This is a genomic window from Neisseria sp. HMSC31F04, assembly GCF_001807735.1.
Taxonomy (GTDB): domain Bacteria; phylum Pseudomonadota; class Gammaproteobacteria; order Burkholderiales; family Neisseriaceae; genus Neisseria; species Neisseria elongata.
This window is the reverse complement of record NZ_KV790823.1, coordinates 133,295-148,466: the sequence shown is the minus strand read 5'-3', so window position 1 is coordinate 148,466 and position 15,172 is coordinate 133,295. Positions and strand designations below refer to the sequence as shown.

Sequence of the window (15,172 nt, the reverse complement as noted above, 5' to 3'; positions counted from 1 at the left end):
CCGTACTGGTTTAAATTTAATCCACTATAGATGGCGAGAGAAGCCGTTTTGATTTAAATCCGTTATTTTCCCCCGCCCTTTGCCGCCAACCGAAGCAGAGGCCGTCTGAAAACGGCAGCGGCTGCGGCGGCGATGCCCAGCCACCACGGCTGCCAGCGGCTGCGGCGGCTGATAATCAGCCCGGCGAGCACGTCGGCGGCAGCCTGCGGGGTCATGGCCGGGGCGCGGCGGTAGGCGGCAGTGGGTTCAATCATGCGGGTGCGGACCAGCGGCAACAGTGCGACCCCCACCGACACGCCGCGTGCGGCCGCCTCGGGTGCGATGCTGCCGAACCATTGCGTGAGGGCGGTTTTCGAGGCTTGATAAGCCGCCCAGCCAGGTGCAGCCGGAAAGCGGGCATTCACCGCCGATACGGCAACGATGCTGCCGCCGCGCCGCGCAAGTTCGGGCAACAGAGCCAGCGTCAGCCGCGCGGGTGCGTAAAAATTCAGCGACATACAGCGTTCGACATCATGAAAACGGTCGAGCGACTGCCACAGGCCGCGGCGGATGGAATGCCCTGCGTTCAACACCAGAATATCCGCCCCGCCTTTTTCTTCCGTCCAACGGACAACCGCTTCGCATTGCGCCGCATCGCGCAGGTCGGCGGCAAAATATTCGGCTTGCGCGCCGGCCGCCGTCAAACGGGTTTGCACCTCCGCCAGTTTGTCCGCACTGCGCGCCACCAGCAGCAGCCTCGCGCCTGCCGCCGCCAACTTGTCGGCCAAAGCCTCGCCGATGCCGAAACTGGCTCCGGTCAGCAGGACGGTTTTCCCGCCGACAGCCGCGCGCAGGCGTTCCGTGTCGGGGCGTGATGGCGGATAAAGCAGAGAGGAAAGCATATGAGGCCGTCTGAAAATGAAAAAAACGATTGTACACGAACGCCCGTATATGAATACGATTGCAGCAGGGAGTGCAAACATTTCACGGTGCGGGCGGCGGTTTTCCTTTAATATTCGCCCCGATACCGAACAAAGACGAAAAGACGAACAATGGACAACAAACAAAAATTACAGGAAGGCCTGACCGCGCTCGGCCTGACACTGACCACCGCCCAACAATTGCTGCTGCTGGAATACGTCGCCCTGCTGAAAAAATGGAACGGCACCTACAACCTCACCTCCCTGCGCAACGAACAGACCATGATCAGCCACCACATCCTCGACAGCCTGACCCTGCTGCCCTACATCGAACAAGCATCCACGCTGATGGACGTGGGTTCGGGCGGCGGTATGCCCGGCATCCCCGCCGCGATTTGCCGTCCCGACCTGCAAATCACCCTCCTCGATGCCAACACCAAAAAAACCACCTTCCTCCGGCAGGCAGTGATTGAACTGGGCCTGAACAACGTAACCGTCGCCTCCGGCCGCGTAGAAGAAATGCACGACAAAAAAGTAGATGTGGTCACCAGCCGCGCCTTCGCCGAACTGAAAGACTTCATCTCCCTGACCGCCCATCTGCTGAACGAGCAAGGCTACTGGGCGGCGATGAAAGGGGTTTATCCCTACGAAGAGCTGGAACAGGTTCCGGAAAACGTGGAAATCGTGAAAGTGGACAAACTGTCCGTGCCGATGCTGGAAGCCGAACGGCACATGGTGATTATGAAGCCGAAGGCCGTCTGAAAACCCGTTACAGCGGGCGGCACGCAGCACTTGCCCACCCAACCGGCCGCAGTATCGCCGCACGATACGGCAGGCCGTCTGAAAAGAGCGGAAACGCATTTTTCAGACGGCCTTTACTATATAATGCCCGCTCCCACAGACAACAGGCCGTCTGAAACGGCAGGAACAGCCACACCATGATAGGCATCATCATCGTAACCCACGAAAGCATAGGCAAAGCCTACGCCCAACTGGCCAACCACTTCTTCCCCGAAATCCCCGCCCACATCCGCCTGCTGGGCGTAGAGCGCATGGAAGACCACGACGACGTTATCCGCCGCATCCGCGCCGAAATCGACGGTTTGGACACCCCCGGCGGCGTACTCGTCCTGACCGACATCTTCGGCGCTACCCCGTGCAACGCCGCCCGAAAACTGATCGTACCGCACAAAGTGGCCATGCTCACCGGACTGAACGCGCCGATGCTGATTAAAGCCGTGCAATATTCCGGCACCGCCGACGATCTGTCCGCCTTTACCGAAAACGTACACCAAGCCGCCGTCAAAGGCATACTCGCACTGACCGAACCACCCGAAGGGACATAAGCCATGCAGAAACAGGACATCCAAATCATCAACAAACTCGGCCTGCACGCCCGCGCATCGAGCAAATTCGTTCAGACGGCCTCCCCCTTCCAATGCGACATCTGGGTAACGCGCAACGGCAACCGCATCAACGGCAAAAGCATCATGGGATTGATGATGCTCGCCGCCGCACAGGGCACGACCATCACCGTCGAAACCGACGGCCCGGACGAAACGGCCGCCATGCAGGCACTGACCGCCTTAATCAACGACTATTTCGGCGAAGGAGAATAACATGGGCATCGTGCTGCACGGCGTAGCGGCGGGCAAAGGCATCGCCATCGGCCGCGCCCATCTGGTGGTGCGCGGACACGAAGAAGTGCCGCAATACGACCTGACCGAAAACGAAATCGCCGCCGAAACCGCCCGCTTCGAAGCCGCAATTAAAACCACCCGTCGCCAACTGGAACAAATCCGCAGCACGATACCCGAAAACGCCCCCACCGAACTGGGCGCATTCATCTCCCTGCACCTGATGCTGCTGACCGACGTTACCCTGTCGCGCGAACCGCTCGACATCATCGAAGAACAGCACATCAACGCCGAATGGGCATTGAAAATCCAAACCGACCGCCTGAGCCAGCAGTTCGACGCGATTAACGACGAATACCTGCGCACCCGCAAACAAGACATGCTGCAAGTGGTCGAACGCATCCACAACAACCTGGCCGGTTCGGGCAACGAACTCAACCTGGATGCCAACCTGCTCGACGACACCATACTCATCGCCCACGACCTTTCGCCCGCCGACACCGTCCACCTGAAAGAACAGCGCGTTACCGCCTTCGTAACCGACGCGGGCGGCCCCACCAGCCACACCGCCATCTTAGGACGCAGCCTGGACATCCCGTCCGTCATCGGCCTGCGCAATGCCCGCCAACTCATCAGCGAACACGAATGGGTGATTGTCGACGGCATCAACGGCGTACTCATCATCAACCCCGACGACATCGTACTTGCCGAATACCGCCGCAAACTGCGCGCCTACAAAAGCAAACAGCGCGAACTGAACAAACTGAAAGACACCGCCGCCACCACCGAAGACGGCACCCAAATCGAACTCTATGCCAACATCGAAAACGCCGAAGACATCAAAGCCCTGCACAAATTCGGTGCGGACGGCGTGGGCCTCTTCCGCAGCGAATACCTCTACCTGAACCGCGACACCCTGCCCGACGAAGAAGAACAATACGGCGTATACGCCGACATCGTGAAAAAAATGAAAGGCAAACCGCTGACCATCCGCACCGTAGACTTGGGCGTGGACAAAAACCCGCGCTGGTTCGGCCAAAACGGCACACCCAACGGCAGCCTGAACCCCGCACTGGGGCTGACCGGCATCCGCCTGTGCCTGGCCGAACCCGTCATGTTCCGCACCCAAATGCGCGCCATCCTGCGCGCCGCCGCCCACGGGCCAGTAAAAATGATGTGGCCGATGATCACATCCGTTTCCGAACTCAAACAATGCCTTACCCACCTGGAAACCGCCTGCCGCCAACTGATTGAGCGCGAAGAAACCTTCGGCGAAGTATCGACGGGCTGCATGATAGAAATCCCCTCCGCCGCACTGACCGTATCCAGCTTGCTCAAACTGGTGGATTTCATCTCCATCGGCACCAACGACCTGATCCAATACACCTTGTCGGTAGACAGGGGCGACGACGCGGTCAGCTACCTCTACCAACCCGCCCATCCCGCCGTCCTGCGCCTCTTGGCACACATCATCCGCACCGCCAACCGCATGAACAAAACCGTTTCCCTATGCGGCGAAATGGCGGGCGACACAACCTTCACCCGCCTGCTTCTCGGCATGGGCCTGCGCAGCTTTTCCATGAACACCAACAACCTGCTGGCCGTGAAGGATATCGTCATCCACAGCCACATCGACCGTCTGGAACAGGAAATCCTGCGCATCCTGCGCAACGAAGACCCCGACAAGGCCGACAAACTGCTGAAACAACTCAACCAAGCCGAAAAGGCCGTCTGAAAATAAAAAAGGCCGTCTGAAACTATGTTTTAGCTTCGCAGAAACTTCGTTTTCAGACGGCCTTTTTACGGCAGGCAGGCTGCGATATACCTCTGGCGAACCGACTTCCTTCGTCACGGCATCAACCCTTTAACGGCACGCATTCCAGTTGAATTTGGCGGCGGCCAGTTCTTTCATAAAAGCATCGCGGTAAACATAAGAGTGATGCTCCGCCTTGTCGTTCCAATGGCGGCGCAGAGGTTGCAGTGCGGCGCGGCAGGCGGTTTTGTTGCCGCTGTTTTTGTATGCGACCGCCAAATCGTTGCGGGCGCGCATCTGTTCGGTGATAAACATAAAGCTGTTGCAGGCAGTCAGATACTGCTGCTTGATTTGCGCGGCTTGTGTGTATTGTTTAGCACGGTAGGCCGTCTGAAAATGCTGTTCGCTATTTTTTGCTGCAGTTTCCGTACAGGCAACGGGGAGCCGGTAATAGTCGTTGGCAAAATGGGCGTTGAAGCCGCAATATTTCGAGCAGGCTTCCTGTGCGGTTTCCGGGGTGGTTACGCGGACTTTGTTACCGCTGAAAGCAAAATGTATTTCACAGCCCTCATCGTCGCGATAAATATTATTTTTCAGACGGCCTCCAAGATCGCACAGATTGCCTCTGGAACTGATCGTGCTGATGGAAAAATCTTTGCCGTCCATGGAAAGGCTGCCGCTTTCAAAAGGCTGGTCTTTGAACACATATTCTTGTGATGAAGCAGCCTGTGCAGCGGTGGCGGCCATAAGCAGGACGAGGAGGATTGGATACTTCATGGTATTTTCTTTCGTTTCGATTGAATGTTATTCGTGCAGCCTGAAATGATGTGTAAAGATGATAACCGAAGTCCGCACATGGTAAAACCAAAAAAGCAGGCCGCACCTCCGAGACTTCGGAACGAGCAGCCTGCTTTTTCTTTGTCTTTTAAAACTTTACCTGTTTACTTCACAATATCCAAACGGCGTACTTCGATCTCACGCGAATTGTTGAAACGGTTGATGTCCACCTCTCCGGCAATGCGGATTGGGGCTTGCAGCCTTCCGCCACAGGGCGCGGGCGATGCCATCAAGGCAAGCCGTTTCTTAAAATATTCCTCAAGATAAACAGTGGGAAACATATGATAGAATCACAGACAAGCCGAATTTGCCGTACACTATCCATAACGATACCGCAGGCGTGCCGTTTCATGCCCAAAGCAACCTGCACCTGTGGTACAAAGTGCAGGCTGCTTTTGCCGCCCGCTCAAGGAAAAGCAATGAACCCGTTTTCCAAAGCCCTGCTTGCCGCCATCATCATTGTTTTTGCAATATGGCTGCTGTCTTTTCGCAACAAACTCGCGTCCGACAACTCCCTTCCTGCGGCGGAAATATGGCTTGCCAACCGTACGCTCATTGACGAGGCCAGCGTTGCCGAATGGCGGAAATACCAATTGCTGCGCGAAGAGCCCGTTTCCGGCCTGCCCGATGAAACCGTCACCCACGTGCGCCGTCATTCGTTCGTGTCGGCTTGGGACGTGTCCGCTATCATCAAAGAACAAGCGAGCCCCGCCTATCCTGATGGTTATTATAAATGGCGGCAATTCGATTGCGCTAAAGGCTGGTACAACCGCCTGAACGAAAGCGGCTCGTGGCAGCGCGCCGTCAGCAGTCATCGGCGCGGTTCGGCAAAATATATACAGGGTGCGGACCGTCGCGAAAAATTAGAATTTGACGATATTTGCACCAAATATGCCAAATGAATGAAAAAGCAGCCTGCACCCTCAAAATTCCGCTATAATTGCTCATTTTCGATTTAAATCAACCAACCGAATTTTCAGGCAGCCTGCACCATGCTCGACAAATACAATCCCGCCGTAATCGAATCCAAACACTATCAAAGCTGGGAAAACCAAGGTTATTTCCAGCCCGATATGGATTTGACCAAACCGTCTTTTTCCATCCAACTGCCGCCGCCCAACGTAACCGGCACGCTGCACATGGGTCATGCCTTCAACCAAACCATCATGGACGGCCTGACCCGCTACTACCGCATGAAAGGCTGCAACACCGCTTGGATTCCCGGCACCGACCACGCGGGCATCGCTACGCAGATTGTGGTTGAGCGTCAGCTTGCCGCGCAAAACGTGTCCCGTCATGACTTGGGGCGCGAAAAATTCTTGGAAAAAGTGTGGGAATGGAAAGAAGTTTCCGGCGGCACGATTACGCAGCAGATGCGCCGCGTGGGCTGTTCTGCCGACTGGACGCGCGAGTATTTCACGATGGACGATGTGCGCGCCGAAACCGTGACCGAAGTGTTCGTGCGCCTGTATGAACAGGGATTGATTTACCGCGGCAAACGCTTGGTGAACTGGGATCCGGTATTGGGTACGGCGGTGTCGGATTTGGAAGTGGAAAGCGTGGAAGAACAAGGTTCTATGTGGCACATCCGCTATCCACTGGCGGGCAATCCCGCCGAAGCCGTTATCGTGGCAACTACCCGCCCCGAAACGCTGCTGGGCGACGTTGCCGTTGCCGTCAATCCTGAAGACGAACGTTATACCCATTTGATCGGCAAGGAATTAATCCTGCCGCTGACTGGCCGCACCATTCCCGTGATTGCCGACGAATACGTTGAAAAAGACTTCGGTACCGGCTGCGTGAAAATCACGCCTGCGCACGACTTCAATGACTACGAAGTCGGCAAACGCCACGACACGCGCCTGATTAACGTGTTCGATTTGGAAGCCAAAGTGCTGGCAAACGCCGAAGTGTTCAACTTCAAAGGCGAAGCGCAACCAGGCTTTGCCCTGCCTGAAAAATACGCAGGTTTGGACCGCTTTGCCGCGCGCAAACAAATGGTTGCCGATTTGCAGGAACAAGGCTTGTTGGTCGAAATCAAACCGCACACGCTGATGACGCCAAAAGGCGACCGCACAGGCTCAGTGATTGAGCCGATGCTGACCAGCCAATGGTTTGTTGCCATGTCCGCTACGCCAAACGGCGGCGAGCCTGACAGCGAATACAAAGGCTTGAGCCTCGCCGAAAAAGCCAAAAAAGCCGTCGACAGCGGCGCGGTACGCTTTATCCCTGAAAACTGGGTCAACACTTACAACCAATGGATGAACAACATCCAAGACTGGTGTATCTCGCGCCAACTGTGGTGGGGGCATCAAATCCCCGCGTGGTACGACGAAGCAGGCAATGTGTACGTTGCCCGCAATCAGGCGGAAGCCGAAAAACAAGCCGGCAAAACAGGCTTAACCCGCGAAGAAGACGTATTGGACACATGGTTCTCCTCCGCGCTCGTGCCGTTTTCCACGCTCGGCTGGCCGTCTGAAACCGACGAACTCAAAGCCTTCCTGCCGTCCAACGTCTTGGTCACCGGCTACGAAATCATCTTCTTCTGGGTGGCGCGCATGATTATGATGACCACCCACTTCACCGGCAAAGTACCGTTTAAAGACGTGTACATCCACGGCATCGTGCGCGACCACGAAGGCAAAAAAATGTCCAAATCCGAAGGCAACGTCATCGACCCCGTCGATTTGATTGACGGCATCGACTTGGACAAATTACTGGTGAAACGTACGACCGGTCTGCGCAAACCCGAAACCGCGCCGAAAGTGGAAGAAGCAACCAAAAAACTCTTCCCTGAAGGCATTCCCAGCATGGGCGCGGACGCCTTGCGCTTCACCATGGCGAGCTACGCCAGCTTGGGGCGCAGCGTCAACTTCGACTTCAAACGCGCCGAAGGCTACCGCAACTTCTGCAACAAAATCTGGAACGCCACCAATTTTGTGCTGATGAACACCGAAAACCAAGACTGCGACCAAGACGAAACCCAGCCGCTGGCCTACACCTTCGCCGACCAATGGATTATCGGCCGCCTGCAACAAACCGAAGCCGCCGCTGCCGAAGCATTTGAAACCTACCGCTTCGACTTGGCCGCGCAAACGCTGTACGAATTCGTGTGGAACGACTATTGCGACTGGTATATCGAATTGGCCAAAGTGCAAATCCAAACCGGCTGCCCCACCACCCAGCGCACTACGCGCCGCACCTTGGTCCGCGTGCTGGAAGCCGCATTGCGCCTGCTGCACCCGATTATCCCGTTCATCACCGAAGAGCTGTGGCAGGCCGTCGCCCCGCTGGCCAACGCAAAAACCGCCGACAGCATTATGCTGGCCGCCTATCCCAAAGCCGACCCGGAAAAAATCGTGCAGGCTGCTTTTGACCAAATGGCGCAACTGCAAGACCTGGTGGGTGCCGTACGCAACCTGCGTGGCGAAATGGGCATCGCCCCCAACGTGAAAGCACCGCTGTTCGTGGAAGGCAGCGTGCCCGAAGCATTACTGAAATACCTGCCCGCCCTCACGCGCCTGACCGAAGCCAAAACAGTGGACAGGCTGCCCGAAAGCGAAGACGCGCCCGTCGCCGTCTGCAACGGCGCGCGCCTGATGCTGAAAGTCGAAATCGACAAAGCCGCCGAAACCGCCCGTTTGAGCAAAGAAGCCGAGAAGCTGCAAAAAGCCTTGGACAAACTCAATGCCAAACTCTCCAAACCCGGCTACACCGAAAAAGCCCCCGCGCATCTGGTGGAAAAAGACAAAGCCGATTTGGCGGAATTGGAAGACAAAATGGCGAAGGTGCAAAATCAGTTGGCGAAGTTGAAAGACTGATTGTTGATTGAATAGACAAGGCCGTCTGAAAACCTGAAACCAGGGTTTTCAGACGGCCTCATCAAAAGGAAATCAGATTATGGCCTTCATCGTGCCTATATTGCTCATCGTCGCCATTGTCGTACTTCATATTCATACCTGCTTTACCGAAGCCGTCCACCTCAACAAATGGCGGCCGTGGCTGGTTTTTGTACTGTTATTCCTGGCCGGTACTTGGTTTATCTACTTCGTCAGCCGTACCGCGCTGATGAAGCTGGGTGTCCAGTTGGTGCTGATTGCCGGCCTCGTGATTTACATCTCTTGAACATCCTCCTGCGGCAGAATACCCGCAAAGGCCGTCTGAAAATGCAGCTTCAATGCCGTTGCACCTTTTCAGACGGCCTTTTGCCGCCGCGCTATAATCTTCCGCCCCATATAACAGGAAACAGCATATGACCCCTTGGAAAATCGCCGTACTCGACCGCGCTACGCTGGTGTCCGAACCCTTTGCCTTCAATTTCCCCGCCGAAGTGGCCGAATATCCGTCCACGCGGCCGGAAGAAACCGCCGCCCGAATCGCGGGGGCGGACGTTGTCGTTACCAACAAAGTCGTCATCACGGCGGAGCACATCGCCGCTAATCCGCAGCTCAGGCTGATTGCGGTGGCGGCGACGGGCGTGAACAACGTGGACACCGACGCCGCCAAAGCCGCAGGCGTTACCGTGTGCAACATCCGCGCCTACGGCAACGAATCGGTGGCGGAACACGCCTTTATGCTGATGATCGCGCTGATGCGCAACCTGCCCGCCTACCAGCGCGACATCGCCGCCGGCATATGGGAGCAATCGCCGTTTTTCTGCCATTTCGGCGCGCCGATGCGCGATTTGCACGGCAAAACGCTGGCCATATTCGGGCGCGGCAATATCGGACAAACGCTGGCGGGCTATGCGCGCGCCTTCGGCATGAACGTGGTGTTCGGCGAACACAAACACGCCGAAAACGTCCGCGAAGGCTACGTTTCCTTCGACGAGGCCATCCAAACGGCAGACGTCGTTTCGCTGCACTGCCCGCTCACGCCGCAAACGGCAAACATGATAGGCGAAACGGAATTGCAGCGTATGAAGTCCGGCGCGGTGTTGATTAACTGCGGGCGCGGCGGCCTGGTGGACGAGCAGGCTTTGGTTGCCGCGCTGAAATACGGCCAAATCGGCGGCGCGGGTTTCGATGTTTTGACCGAGGAGCCGCCGCGCAACGGCAACCCGCTGCTCAAAGCCCGCCTGCCCAATTTAATCGTTACGCCGCATATGGCCTGGGGCAGCGAAGAAGCACGGCATCGGCTGTTTGCCATTTTGCTGGAAAACATCAACCGTTTTGCGGCGGGACAGCCGCAGAATGTCGTGGTTTAACCGTGTTGTTTTTCACCGTTTCCCCGTAAGGGCTGCTCGGTAAAAAATCGCTTTGAATGAAAAAGGCCGTCTGAAAACCCGTTTTAAAGGTTTTCAGACGGCCTTTCAGAATGCGGGAATCAGGCGTTGCCTTCCTCTTGCTGCTGTTGATACATAGACTCGAAGTTAATCGGGGCCAGCAATACGGGCGGGAAGCCGGCGCGGGTAATTTCGCTGGATACGGCTTCGCGGGCATACGGGAACAGGATGTTCGGGCAGGCGACGGCCAGCAGCAGTTTTTCGTCTTCTTCGGGGATGTTTTCCAAACGGAAGATGCCGCTTTGGGTTACTTCGTTCAGGAACATCACGCGCTCGTCGTTCAGCTTGGCGGTTACGGTTACGGTTACCGATACATCGTGGAAGTTGTCTTCCAGTTTTTCGCTTTGGGTGGCAACGCGCATTTCAACGTTCGGCTCGCCCTGCTCCAGGAAGATTTGCGGTGCGTGAGGCACTTCCAATGACAAGTCTTTGACATATAGTTTTTCAATGCTGAAAACGGGTTGCGCTTGTTGTTCGCTCATAATTGCTCTCGCTTAGTTTAAAAGGCCGTCTGAAAACGGCGGGTGGGTCGGACTGCGGCAGGCATCGCGCCCGGCCGCAGAAGTAAATCATTTCTTTTGCAGCAGCTCCGTCAGCCTGCCCGCGTTGTGCAGGGCGCGCAAGTCGGTAAAGCCGCCGACATGGGTGTCGCCGATGAAAATCTGCGGCACGGTACGGGTGTTGGTGGCGCGGCGCATGGCTTCAAATGCTTCAGGGTCGCTGTCGGCGCGGATTTCGCGGATTTCGGTAACGCCCAGCTGTTTCAACAGGGCTTTGGCCATGTTGCAATACGGGCAGTAAGGGCCGGAATAAAGGGTAACTTCGGGCATATGCGGCTTTCGTATCAAGCAGGCCGCCATTATGGGGGCGGGCCGTGGGATTGCAAGGGGCGCGGCGGCAAAAGGCCGTCTGAAAACGCCTCCGCCTGTTTTCAGACGGCCTTTTGCCGCATCAGGATGTTTACAGCCCCGCTGCCGCTTTCAATGCGGCTGCTTTGTCGGTGCGCTCCCAAGTAAATTCAGGCTCTTCGCGGCCGAAATGGCCGTAGGCGGCGGATTTGCCATAAATCGGGCGCAAGAGGTCGAGCATTTGAACGATGCCTTTGGGGCGCAGGTCGAAATGTTCGCGAACTAAGGCAATCAGTTTGTCTTCGCTGATTTTGCCTGTACCGAAGGTATCGATGGAAATCGAAGTCGGTTCGGCAACACCGATGGCGTAGGAAACCTGAATCTGGCATTGGTTCGCCAAACCTGCGGCGACGATGTTTTTCGCAACATAACGGCAGGCGTAAGCGGCGGAACGGTCCACTTTGGACGGGTCTTTGCCGGAGAACGCACCGCCGCCGTGCGGAGCCGCACCGCCGTAGGTATCAACGATGATTTTGCGTCCGGTCAGACCGCAGTCGCCTTGCGGGCCGCCGATGACGAAGCGGCCGGTCGGGTTGATCAGGTATTTGGTTTCAGTAGTCAGCATTTCAGACGGCAGAACAGGCTTGATAATCTGCTCAATCACGGCTTTGCTCAGTTCTTCATGGCTGATGGCAGGGTCGTGCTGGGTGGACAGGACGACGGTGTCGATGCGTTTTACTTTGCCGGTTTCGCTGTCGTAAACCACGGTCAGCTGCGCTTTTGCGTCGGGACGCAGCCAAGGCAGGCGGCCGTCTTTGCGCAATTCGCTTTGACGCTGCATCAGGCGGTGGCTGTAATAGATGGCAAACGGCATCAGGGTCGGGGTTTCGTCACAGGCGTAGCCGAACATCAGGCCTTGGTCGCCCGCGCCTTGGTTCAGGTCGATGCCTTCGCCTTCGTTCACGCCTTGGGCGATGTCGGGGGATTGCTGGTCGTAGTACACGCCGACCGCGCAGCCGTTGGCATCAAAGCCCAGCTCGGACGAGTTGTAGCCGATGCGCTTGATGGTTTCGCGTGCGACTTTGATGTAGTCCACATGGGCGGTGGTGGTGATTTCGCCCGCCAACACGCACAAACCGGTGTTTACCAGAGTTTCCGCCGCGACGCGCGCTTTGGGGTCTTGCGCCAATACGGCATCCAGGATGGCATCGGAAATTTGGTCTGCCACCTTATCGGGATGGCCTTCGGAAACGGATTCGGATGTGAAAAGGTATTCGCTCATGGCTGTCTTTCTTCGGCAGGCCGTTTTCAGACGGCCTGTTTGTCTGGTAAGGCCGTCTGAAAAATCTTTTTTCCGTTTCAGACGGCCGGGAAACGGGCAAAAAAATACCCGCATTCAAGCGGGATTCGGATTGCGCCGTTCTGTTCAAACGAAGCCACATCGGCCTTTTTTCGCGGCCGTCCACCTTACTTTACCTGTCAAAACCGTAAAAGCAGGTTGGCATGGAAATCCCAACTCTTAATGCGGGGCGGATGGTAACAAATTCGGCCGCCTGCGGCAAGGCGGTTTACTTTAACCGCCCAGTCCGGCAAACGCCATCAGGCCGTGCCCGACGCGCCAGATGTAGTAGCCGGACAGTAAAAAGGTTTCGCGCAGCCAGAATTTGATTTTGTCGGCGCGGTCGGTGTAGCGCGTGGTCGGCGTGGCCGACAGTTCGGCCTCCATTCCTAAGTCTTCGGCCATCACTCCGGCGCGCGCCAGATGCAGCGGGTCGCTGACAATCACGTTGTGTTGCAACCCTTGTTCGTTGAGCAGCGGGCGGATGTTGTACAGGTTTTCGTAAGTGGTGCGCGAGGTTTTTTCTACCAGGATGTCGTGTACCGGCACACCTTGTCGCACGGCGTAACGCATACCCACTTCCGCCTCGCTCATAAAGCCCGGCTTTATCGCGCCGCCGGTAAACGCCAGTTTGCGTACTTTGCCGCTTTGGTAGAGCACGATGGCGTGGTTGATACGTTCGCGGAACACAGGCGAGGGGCGCGAATCCCACGCCGCCGCACCCAGCACCACCGCCGCGTCGCCGTTGTAGTCCTGCGGCAGCGCGGCAGCCCCCGAACGATATACCTGCACGCCGCAAAATACGGGCAGCAGCAGCATGAGGACGATGCTGATTTTGATACCGCGCCACAGGTAAGCCCACAGTGAGCGGTGTGCCGAAAACGGGCGATGCAAATCCTGTTCCTTTCCTGAATCCGTTTTTTCAGACGGCCTATTCTCCCGCCAGCAAAGCCGCAATATTTTCCGTCGGGCGGCCGATGGCGGCTTTGCTGCCCAAGACGGCAATCGGTCTTTCCAACAGGGCGGGATGGGCCGCAATCGCGGCCAGCAGGGCTTCATTGTCCAACGACGGATCGTCCAGTTTCAATTCGCGGTATAAATCGTCTTTCACCCGCATCATGCCGCGCACGTCAGCCAGACCCAGCTTGCCGAAGATTTCACGCAGCACGGAGATGTCCGGCGGTGTGTCGAGATAGCGGACAATCCGGGTTTCCACGTTTTGCTGCGCCAGATAATCGGCGGCGGCGCGGGATTTGGAACAGCGGGGATTGTGATAAAGGGTAACGGCGGTCATCGTCATTTTCCGTGAAGGTTGGGGATAAGGCGTATTGTAAGCCCGTGCGGGGTTGTCGGCAAAATTTGCCCGCACTCAAACCCATCTGCCGGGAAAGGCTTATAATGGCGGCGTTCAAACCCAAACCACGGAGTATCCGCCATGAATGCCAAACTGACCGCCCTGCTGCTTGCACTGACCGTACTGCCCGCCGCCGCTTCCGACCTGGTTTCCTTCCCCGACGGCAAACCGCAGGACTTGAACAATCTGAAAGCCCCCGTCCGCATCATCAATTTCTGGGGTTCGTACTGCAAACCCTGCGTGAAGGAAATGCCAGAAATGTCGGCCTGGTATAAAAAACAGAAAAAAGGCAGCATCGATTTGATCGGCATTGCCATCGACCGTAAAGAAAACCTGCCGCCCTTCCTGAAAACCACGCCCGTTTCCTATCCGATCTGGCACTACGCGGGCAAAGACAACCGCAGTTTCATGAAAAATCTGGGCAACAGCGTCGGAGCATTACCGTTTACCACCGTAGAAGCGGTGAAGTGCGGCAAGAAAGAGGCCATACTCGGCGGCGTTGACAGTAAAAAACTGGATGCGGCCGTACAAAAAGTACGCGCCGAATGCAAATAAAGGCCGTCTGAAAACCATTTCAACGGACGGGGAAGGCTTTAAACCTGACTTTCAGACGGCCTCCCCTTCCCTACCGCCCAAGCCCAACCGCATCACCGACACAATTTCCCCGTTGTGCCGACGCGTTTCGATTTCGCGCCAACCGTATTTGGCGTACACAGCCTGCACGTCGGGCGTGTAGAGGTAAAGTTCGGGCAAGGCCATTTCCCGCGCCTGTTGCAGCGCGTACTCGATCAAACGCGCCCCCACGCCGCGCCCGCGCGCTTCGGGCAGCACGAATACGTCGCCCAGCCAGTATTCGTATTGCGGCAATTCGGCAATGTCGTGCCGCTTCAAAGCCGCCGAACCAAGCAGGCGGTTTTCGCCGTCCACCTCCAGCCAGGCCAGCGGCAACCCGCCGCCGTCCAAGCAGCGGGCATAATAGGCGCGGATTTTCTCCATTTCGCTCCACGGCGCAAAGTCGCGCCATTCGGCGTGCAAAGCAAGAGCCAGTTGTCCGATGTGCCGAGGGCAAGCCGCCAGCGGGATGATGCGGGTTTGCATGGGTTTTTCCTGTTTCAGGCCGTCTGAAAAACGGGATTATAGCTTTTCAGACGGCCTTTACGGCTTCTAAACGTCGGCGGATAATCAACGCCTTCATACCATTTCCAACTTTCACAAAGGATA

18 protein-coding genes are annotated in these 15,172 nt (G+C 56.6%); 9 read left to right on the top strand and 9 right to left on the bottom strand.

Annotated features, from left to right (window positions below):
• Positions 1-62: 62 nt before the first annotated feature.
• The gene (locus HMPREF3107_RS09300) at positions 63-881 is read right to left on the bottom strand and encodes an SDR family NAD(P)-dependent oxidoreductase (protein ID WP_070455061.1); all 819 of its coding nucleotides are present in this window, start codon (positions 879-881) and stop codon (positions 63-65) included.
• A 150-nt stretch (positions 882-1,031) separates the two neighbouring features.
• Here HMPREF3107_RS09300 and rsmG point away from each other — a divergent pair, with 150 nt between their 5' ends.
• From rsmG to ptsP, 4 genes are all read left to right on the top strand, one after another.
• Positions 1,032-1,661 (top strand): 16S rRNA (guanine(527)-N(7))-methyltransferase RsmG, encoded by a 630-nt coding sequence (gene rsmG / locus HMPREF3107_RS09295; RefSeq protein WP_070455060.1) that lies wholly within the window; start codon positions 1,032-1,034, stop codon positions 1,659-1,661.
• Positions 1,662-1,837: 176 nt separating this feature from the next.
• A complete protein-coding gene (locus HMPREF3107_RS09290; protein ID WP_070455059.1) occupies positions 1,838-2,245 on the top strand; it encodes a PTS sugar transporter subunit IIA in 408 nt (135 codons plus the stop codon).
• Positions 2,246-2,248: 3 nt separating this feature from the next.
• Positions 2,249-2,518, top strand: a complete 270-nt coding sequence (locus tag HMPREF3107_RS09285; protein WP_003769546.1) for an HPr family phosphocarrier protein — start codon at positions 2,249-2,251, stop codon at positions 2,516-2,518.
• Between the two features lies 1 nt (position 2,519).
• Positions 2,520-4,271 carry a phosphoenolpyruvate--protein phosphotransferase gene (gene ptsP, locus HMPREF3107_RS09280; protein ID WP_070455058.1) on the top strand — a complete coding sequence of 584 codons (1,752 nt, stop codon included), beginning with the start codon at positions 2,520-2,522 and terminating at the stop codon, positions 4,269-4,271.
• 129 nt (positions 4,272-4,400) lie between these two features.
• On the opposite strand, the gene HMPREF3107_RS09275 is transcribed toward ptsP, so the two are convergent.
• Positions 4,401-5,066 (bottom strand): hypothetical protein, encoded by a 666-nt coding sequence (locus HMPREF3107_RS09275; RefSeq protein WP_070455057.1) that lies wholly within the window; start codon positions 5,064-5,066, stop codon positions 4,401-4,403.
• A 164-nt stretch (positions 5,067-5,230) separates the two neighbouring features.
• A complete protein-coding gene (locus HMPREF3107_RS12705; protein ID WP_256364799.1) occupies positions 5,231-5,356 on the bottom strand; it encodes a hypothetical protein in 126 nt (41 codons plus the stop codon).
• A 189-nt stretch (positions 5,357-5,545) separates the two neighbouring features.
• On the opposite strand from HMPREF3107_RS12705, the gene HMPREF3107_RS09270 reads away from it, so the two are divergent.
• From HMPREF3107_RS09270 to HMPREF3107_RS09255, 4 genes are all read left to right on the top strand, one after another.
• Entirely contained in the window at positions 5,546-6,028 is a 483-nt protein-coding gene (locus tag HMPREF3107_RS09270) for a hypothetical protein (RefSeq protein ID WP_070455056.1), read from the top strand.
• A gap of 90 nt (positions 6,029-6,118) precedes the next feature.
• A complete protein-coding gene (locus tag HMPREF3107_RS09265) occupies positions 6,119-8,947 on the top strand; it encodes a valine--tRNA ligase (RefSeq protein WP_070455055.1) in 2,829 nt (942 codons plus the stop codon).
• Positions 8,948-9,026: 79 nt separating this feature from the next.
• On the top strand, positions 9,027-9,251 hold the full coding sequence (locus HMPREF3107_RS09260) for an enterochelin ABC transporter (protein ID WP_246828625.1): 225 nt from the start codon (positions 9,027-9,029) through the stop codon (positions 9,249-9,251).
• A 127-nt stretch (positions 9,252-9,378) separates the two neighbouring features.
• A complete protein-coding gene (locus tag HMPREF3107_RS09255; protein ID WP_070455053.1) occupies positions 9,379-10,332 on the top strand; it encodes a D-2-hydroxyacid dehydrogenase in 954 nt (317 codons plus the stop codon).
• Positions 10,333-10,451: 119 nt separating this feature from the next.
• Here HMPREF3107_RS09255 and secB read toward each other — a convergent pair whose 3' ends face one another.
• The 5 genes from secB to arsC form a co-directional block, all read right to left on the bottom strand.
• Positions 10,452-10,892 carry a protein-export chaperone SecB gene (gene secB / locus HMPREF3107_RS09250; RefSeq protein ID WP_049248645.1) on the bottom strand — a complete coding sequence of 147 codons (441 nt, stop codon included), beginning with the start codon at positions 10,890-10,892 and terminating at the stop codon, positions 10,452-10,454.
• A gap of 87 nt (positions 10,893-10,979) precedes the next feature.
• A complete protein-coding gene (gene grxC / locus HMPREF3107_RS09245; protein WP_070455052.1) occupies positions 10,980-11,240 on the bottom strand; it encodes a glutaredoxin 3 in 261 nt (86 codons plus the stop codon).
• A gap of 130 nt (positions 11,241-11,370) precedes the next feature.
• Positions 11,371-12,540, bottom strand: coding sequence for a methionine adenosyltransferase (gene metK / locus HMPREF3107_RS09240; RefSeq protein WP_070455087.1), 1,170 nt, complete (start codon positions 12,538-12,540; stop codon positions 11,371-11,373).
• 291 nt (positions 12,541-12,831) lie between these two features.
• The gene (locus HMPREF3107_RS09235; protein WP_141742870.1) at positions 12,832-13,416 is read right to left on the bottom strand and encodes a YdcF family protein; all 585 of its coding nucleotides are present in this window, start codon (positions 13,414-13,416) and stop codon (positions 12,832-12,834) included.
• A 112-nt stretch (positions 13,417-13,528) separates the two neighbouring features.
• A complete protein-coding gene (arsC, locus tag HMPREF3107_RS09230; RefSeq protein ID WP_070455050.1) occupies positions 13,529-13,891 on the bottom strand; it encodes an arsenate reductase (glutaredoxin) in 363 nt (120 codons plus the stop codon).
• Positions 13,892-14,032: 141 nt separating this feature from the next.
• Between arsC and HMPREF3107_RS09225 the strand changes: the two genes are divergently transcribed.
• Complete coding sequence (locus tag HMPREF3107_RS09225; protein ID WP_003769515.1) at positions 14,033-14,506, top strand: TlpA disulfide reductase family protein; 474 nt, start codon at positions 14,033-14,035, stop codon at positions 14,504-14,506.
• Positions 14,507-14,557: 51 nt separating this feature from the next.
• Here HMPREF3107_RS09225 and HMPREF3107_RS09220 read toward each other — a convergent pair whose 3' ends face one another.
• The gene (locus HMPREF3107_RS09220; RefSeq protein ID WP_070455049.1) at positions 14,558-15,049 is read right to left on the bottom strand and encodes a GNAT family N-acetyltransferase; all 492 of its coding nucleotides are present in this window, start codon (positions 15,047-15,049) and stop codon (positions 14,558-14,560) included.
• Positions 15,050-15,172 lie beyond the last annotated feature (123 nt).

What these genes read in the sequence shown, in the direction of transcription:
- HMPREF3107_RS09300 (WP_070455061.1), bottom strand. Translation starts at nt 881, where the DNA reads ATGCTTTCCTCTCTGCTTTATCCGCCATCACGCCCCGACACGGAACGC.
- rsmG (WP_070455060.1), top strand. Translation starts at nt 1,032, where the DNA reads ATGGACAACAAACAAAAATTACAGGAAGGCCTGACCGCGCTCGGCCTG.
- HMPREF3107_RS09290 (WP_070455059.1), top strand. Translation starts at nt 1,838, where the DNA reads ATGATAGGCATCATCATCGTAACCCACGAAAGCATAGGCAAAGCCTAC.
- HMPREF3107_RS09285 (WP_003769546.1), top strand. Translation starts at nt 2,249, where the DNA reads ATGCAGAAACAGGACATCCAAATCATCAACAAACTCGGCCTGCACGCC.
- ptsP (WP_070455058.1), top strand. Translation starts at nt 2,520, where the DNA reads ATGGGCATCGTGCTGCACGGCGTAGCGGCGGGCAAAGGCATCGCCATC.
- HMPREF3107_RS09275 (WP_070455057.1), bottom strand. Translation starts at nt 5,066, where the DNA reads ATGAAGTATCCAATCCTCCTCGTCCTGCTTATGGCCGCCACCGCTGCA.
- HMPREF3107_RS12705 (WP_256364799.1), bottom strand. Translation starts at nt 5,356, where the DNA reads ATGGCATCGCCCGCGCCCTGTGGCGGAAGGCTGCAAGCCCCAATCCGC.
- HMPREF3107_RS09270 (WP_070455056.1), top strand. Translation starts at nt 5,546, where the DNA reads ATGAACCCGTTTTCCAAAGCCCTGCTTGCCGCCATCATCATTGTTTTT.
- HMPREF3107_RS09265 (WP_070455055.1), top strand. Translation starts at nt 6,119, where the DNA reads ATGCTCGACAAATACAATCCCGCCGTAATCGAATCCAAACACTATCAA.
- HMPREF3107_RS09260 (WP_246828625.1), top strand. Translation starts at nt 9,027, where the DNA reads ATGGCCTTCATCGTGCCTATATTGCTCATCGTCGCCATTGTCGTACTT.
- HMPREF3107_RS09255 (WP_070455053.1), top strand. Translation starts at nt 9,379, where the DNA reads ATGACCCCTTGGAAAATCGCCGTACTCGACCGCGCTACGCTGGTGTCC.
- secB (WP_049248645.1), bottom strand. Translation starts at nt 10,892, where the DNA reads ATGAGCGAACAACAAGCGCAACCCGTTTTCAGCATTGAAAAACTATAT.
- grxC (WP_070455052.1), bottom strand. Translation starts at nt 11,240, where the DNA reads ATGCCCGAAGTTACCCTTTATTCCGGCCCTTACTGCCCGTATTGCAAC.
- metK (WP_070455087.1), bottom strand. Translation starts at nt 12,540, where the DNA reads ATGAGCGAATACCTTTTCACATCCGAATCCGTTTCCGAAGGCCATCCC.
- HMPREF3107_RS09235 (WP_141742870.1), bottom strand. Translation starts at nt 13,416, where the DNA reads ATGCTGCTGCTGCCCGTATTTTGCGGCGTGCAGGTATATCGTTCGGGG.
- arsC (WP_070455050.1), bottom strand. Translation starts at nt 13,891, where the DNA reads ATGACCGCCGTTACCCTTTATCACAATCCCCGCTGTTCCAAATCCCGC.
- HMPREF3107_RS09225 (WP_003769515.1), top strand. Translation starts at nt 14,033, where the DNA reads ATGAATGCCAAACTGACCGCCCTGCTGCTTGCACTGACCGTACTGCCC.
- HMPREF3107_RS09220 (WP_070455049.1), bottom strand. Translation starts at nt 15,049, where the DNA reads ATGCAAACCCGCATCATCCCGCTGGCGGCTTGCCCTCGGCACATCGGA.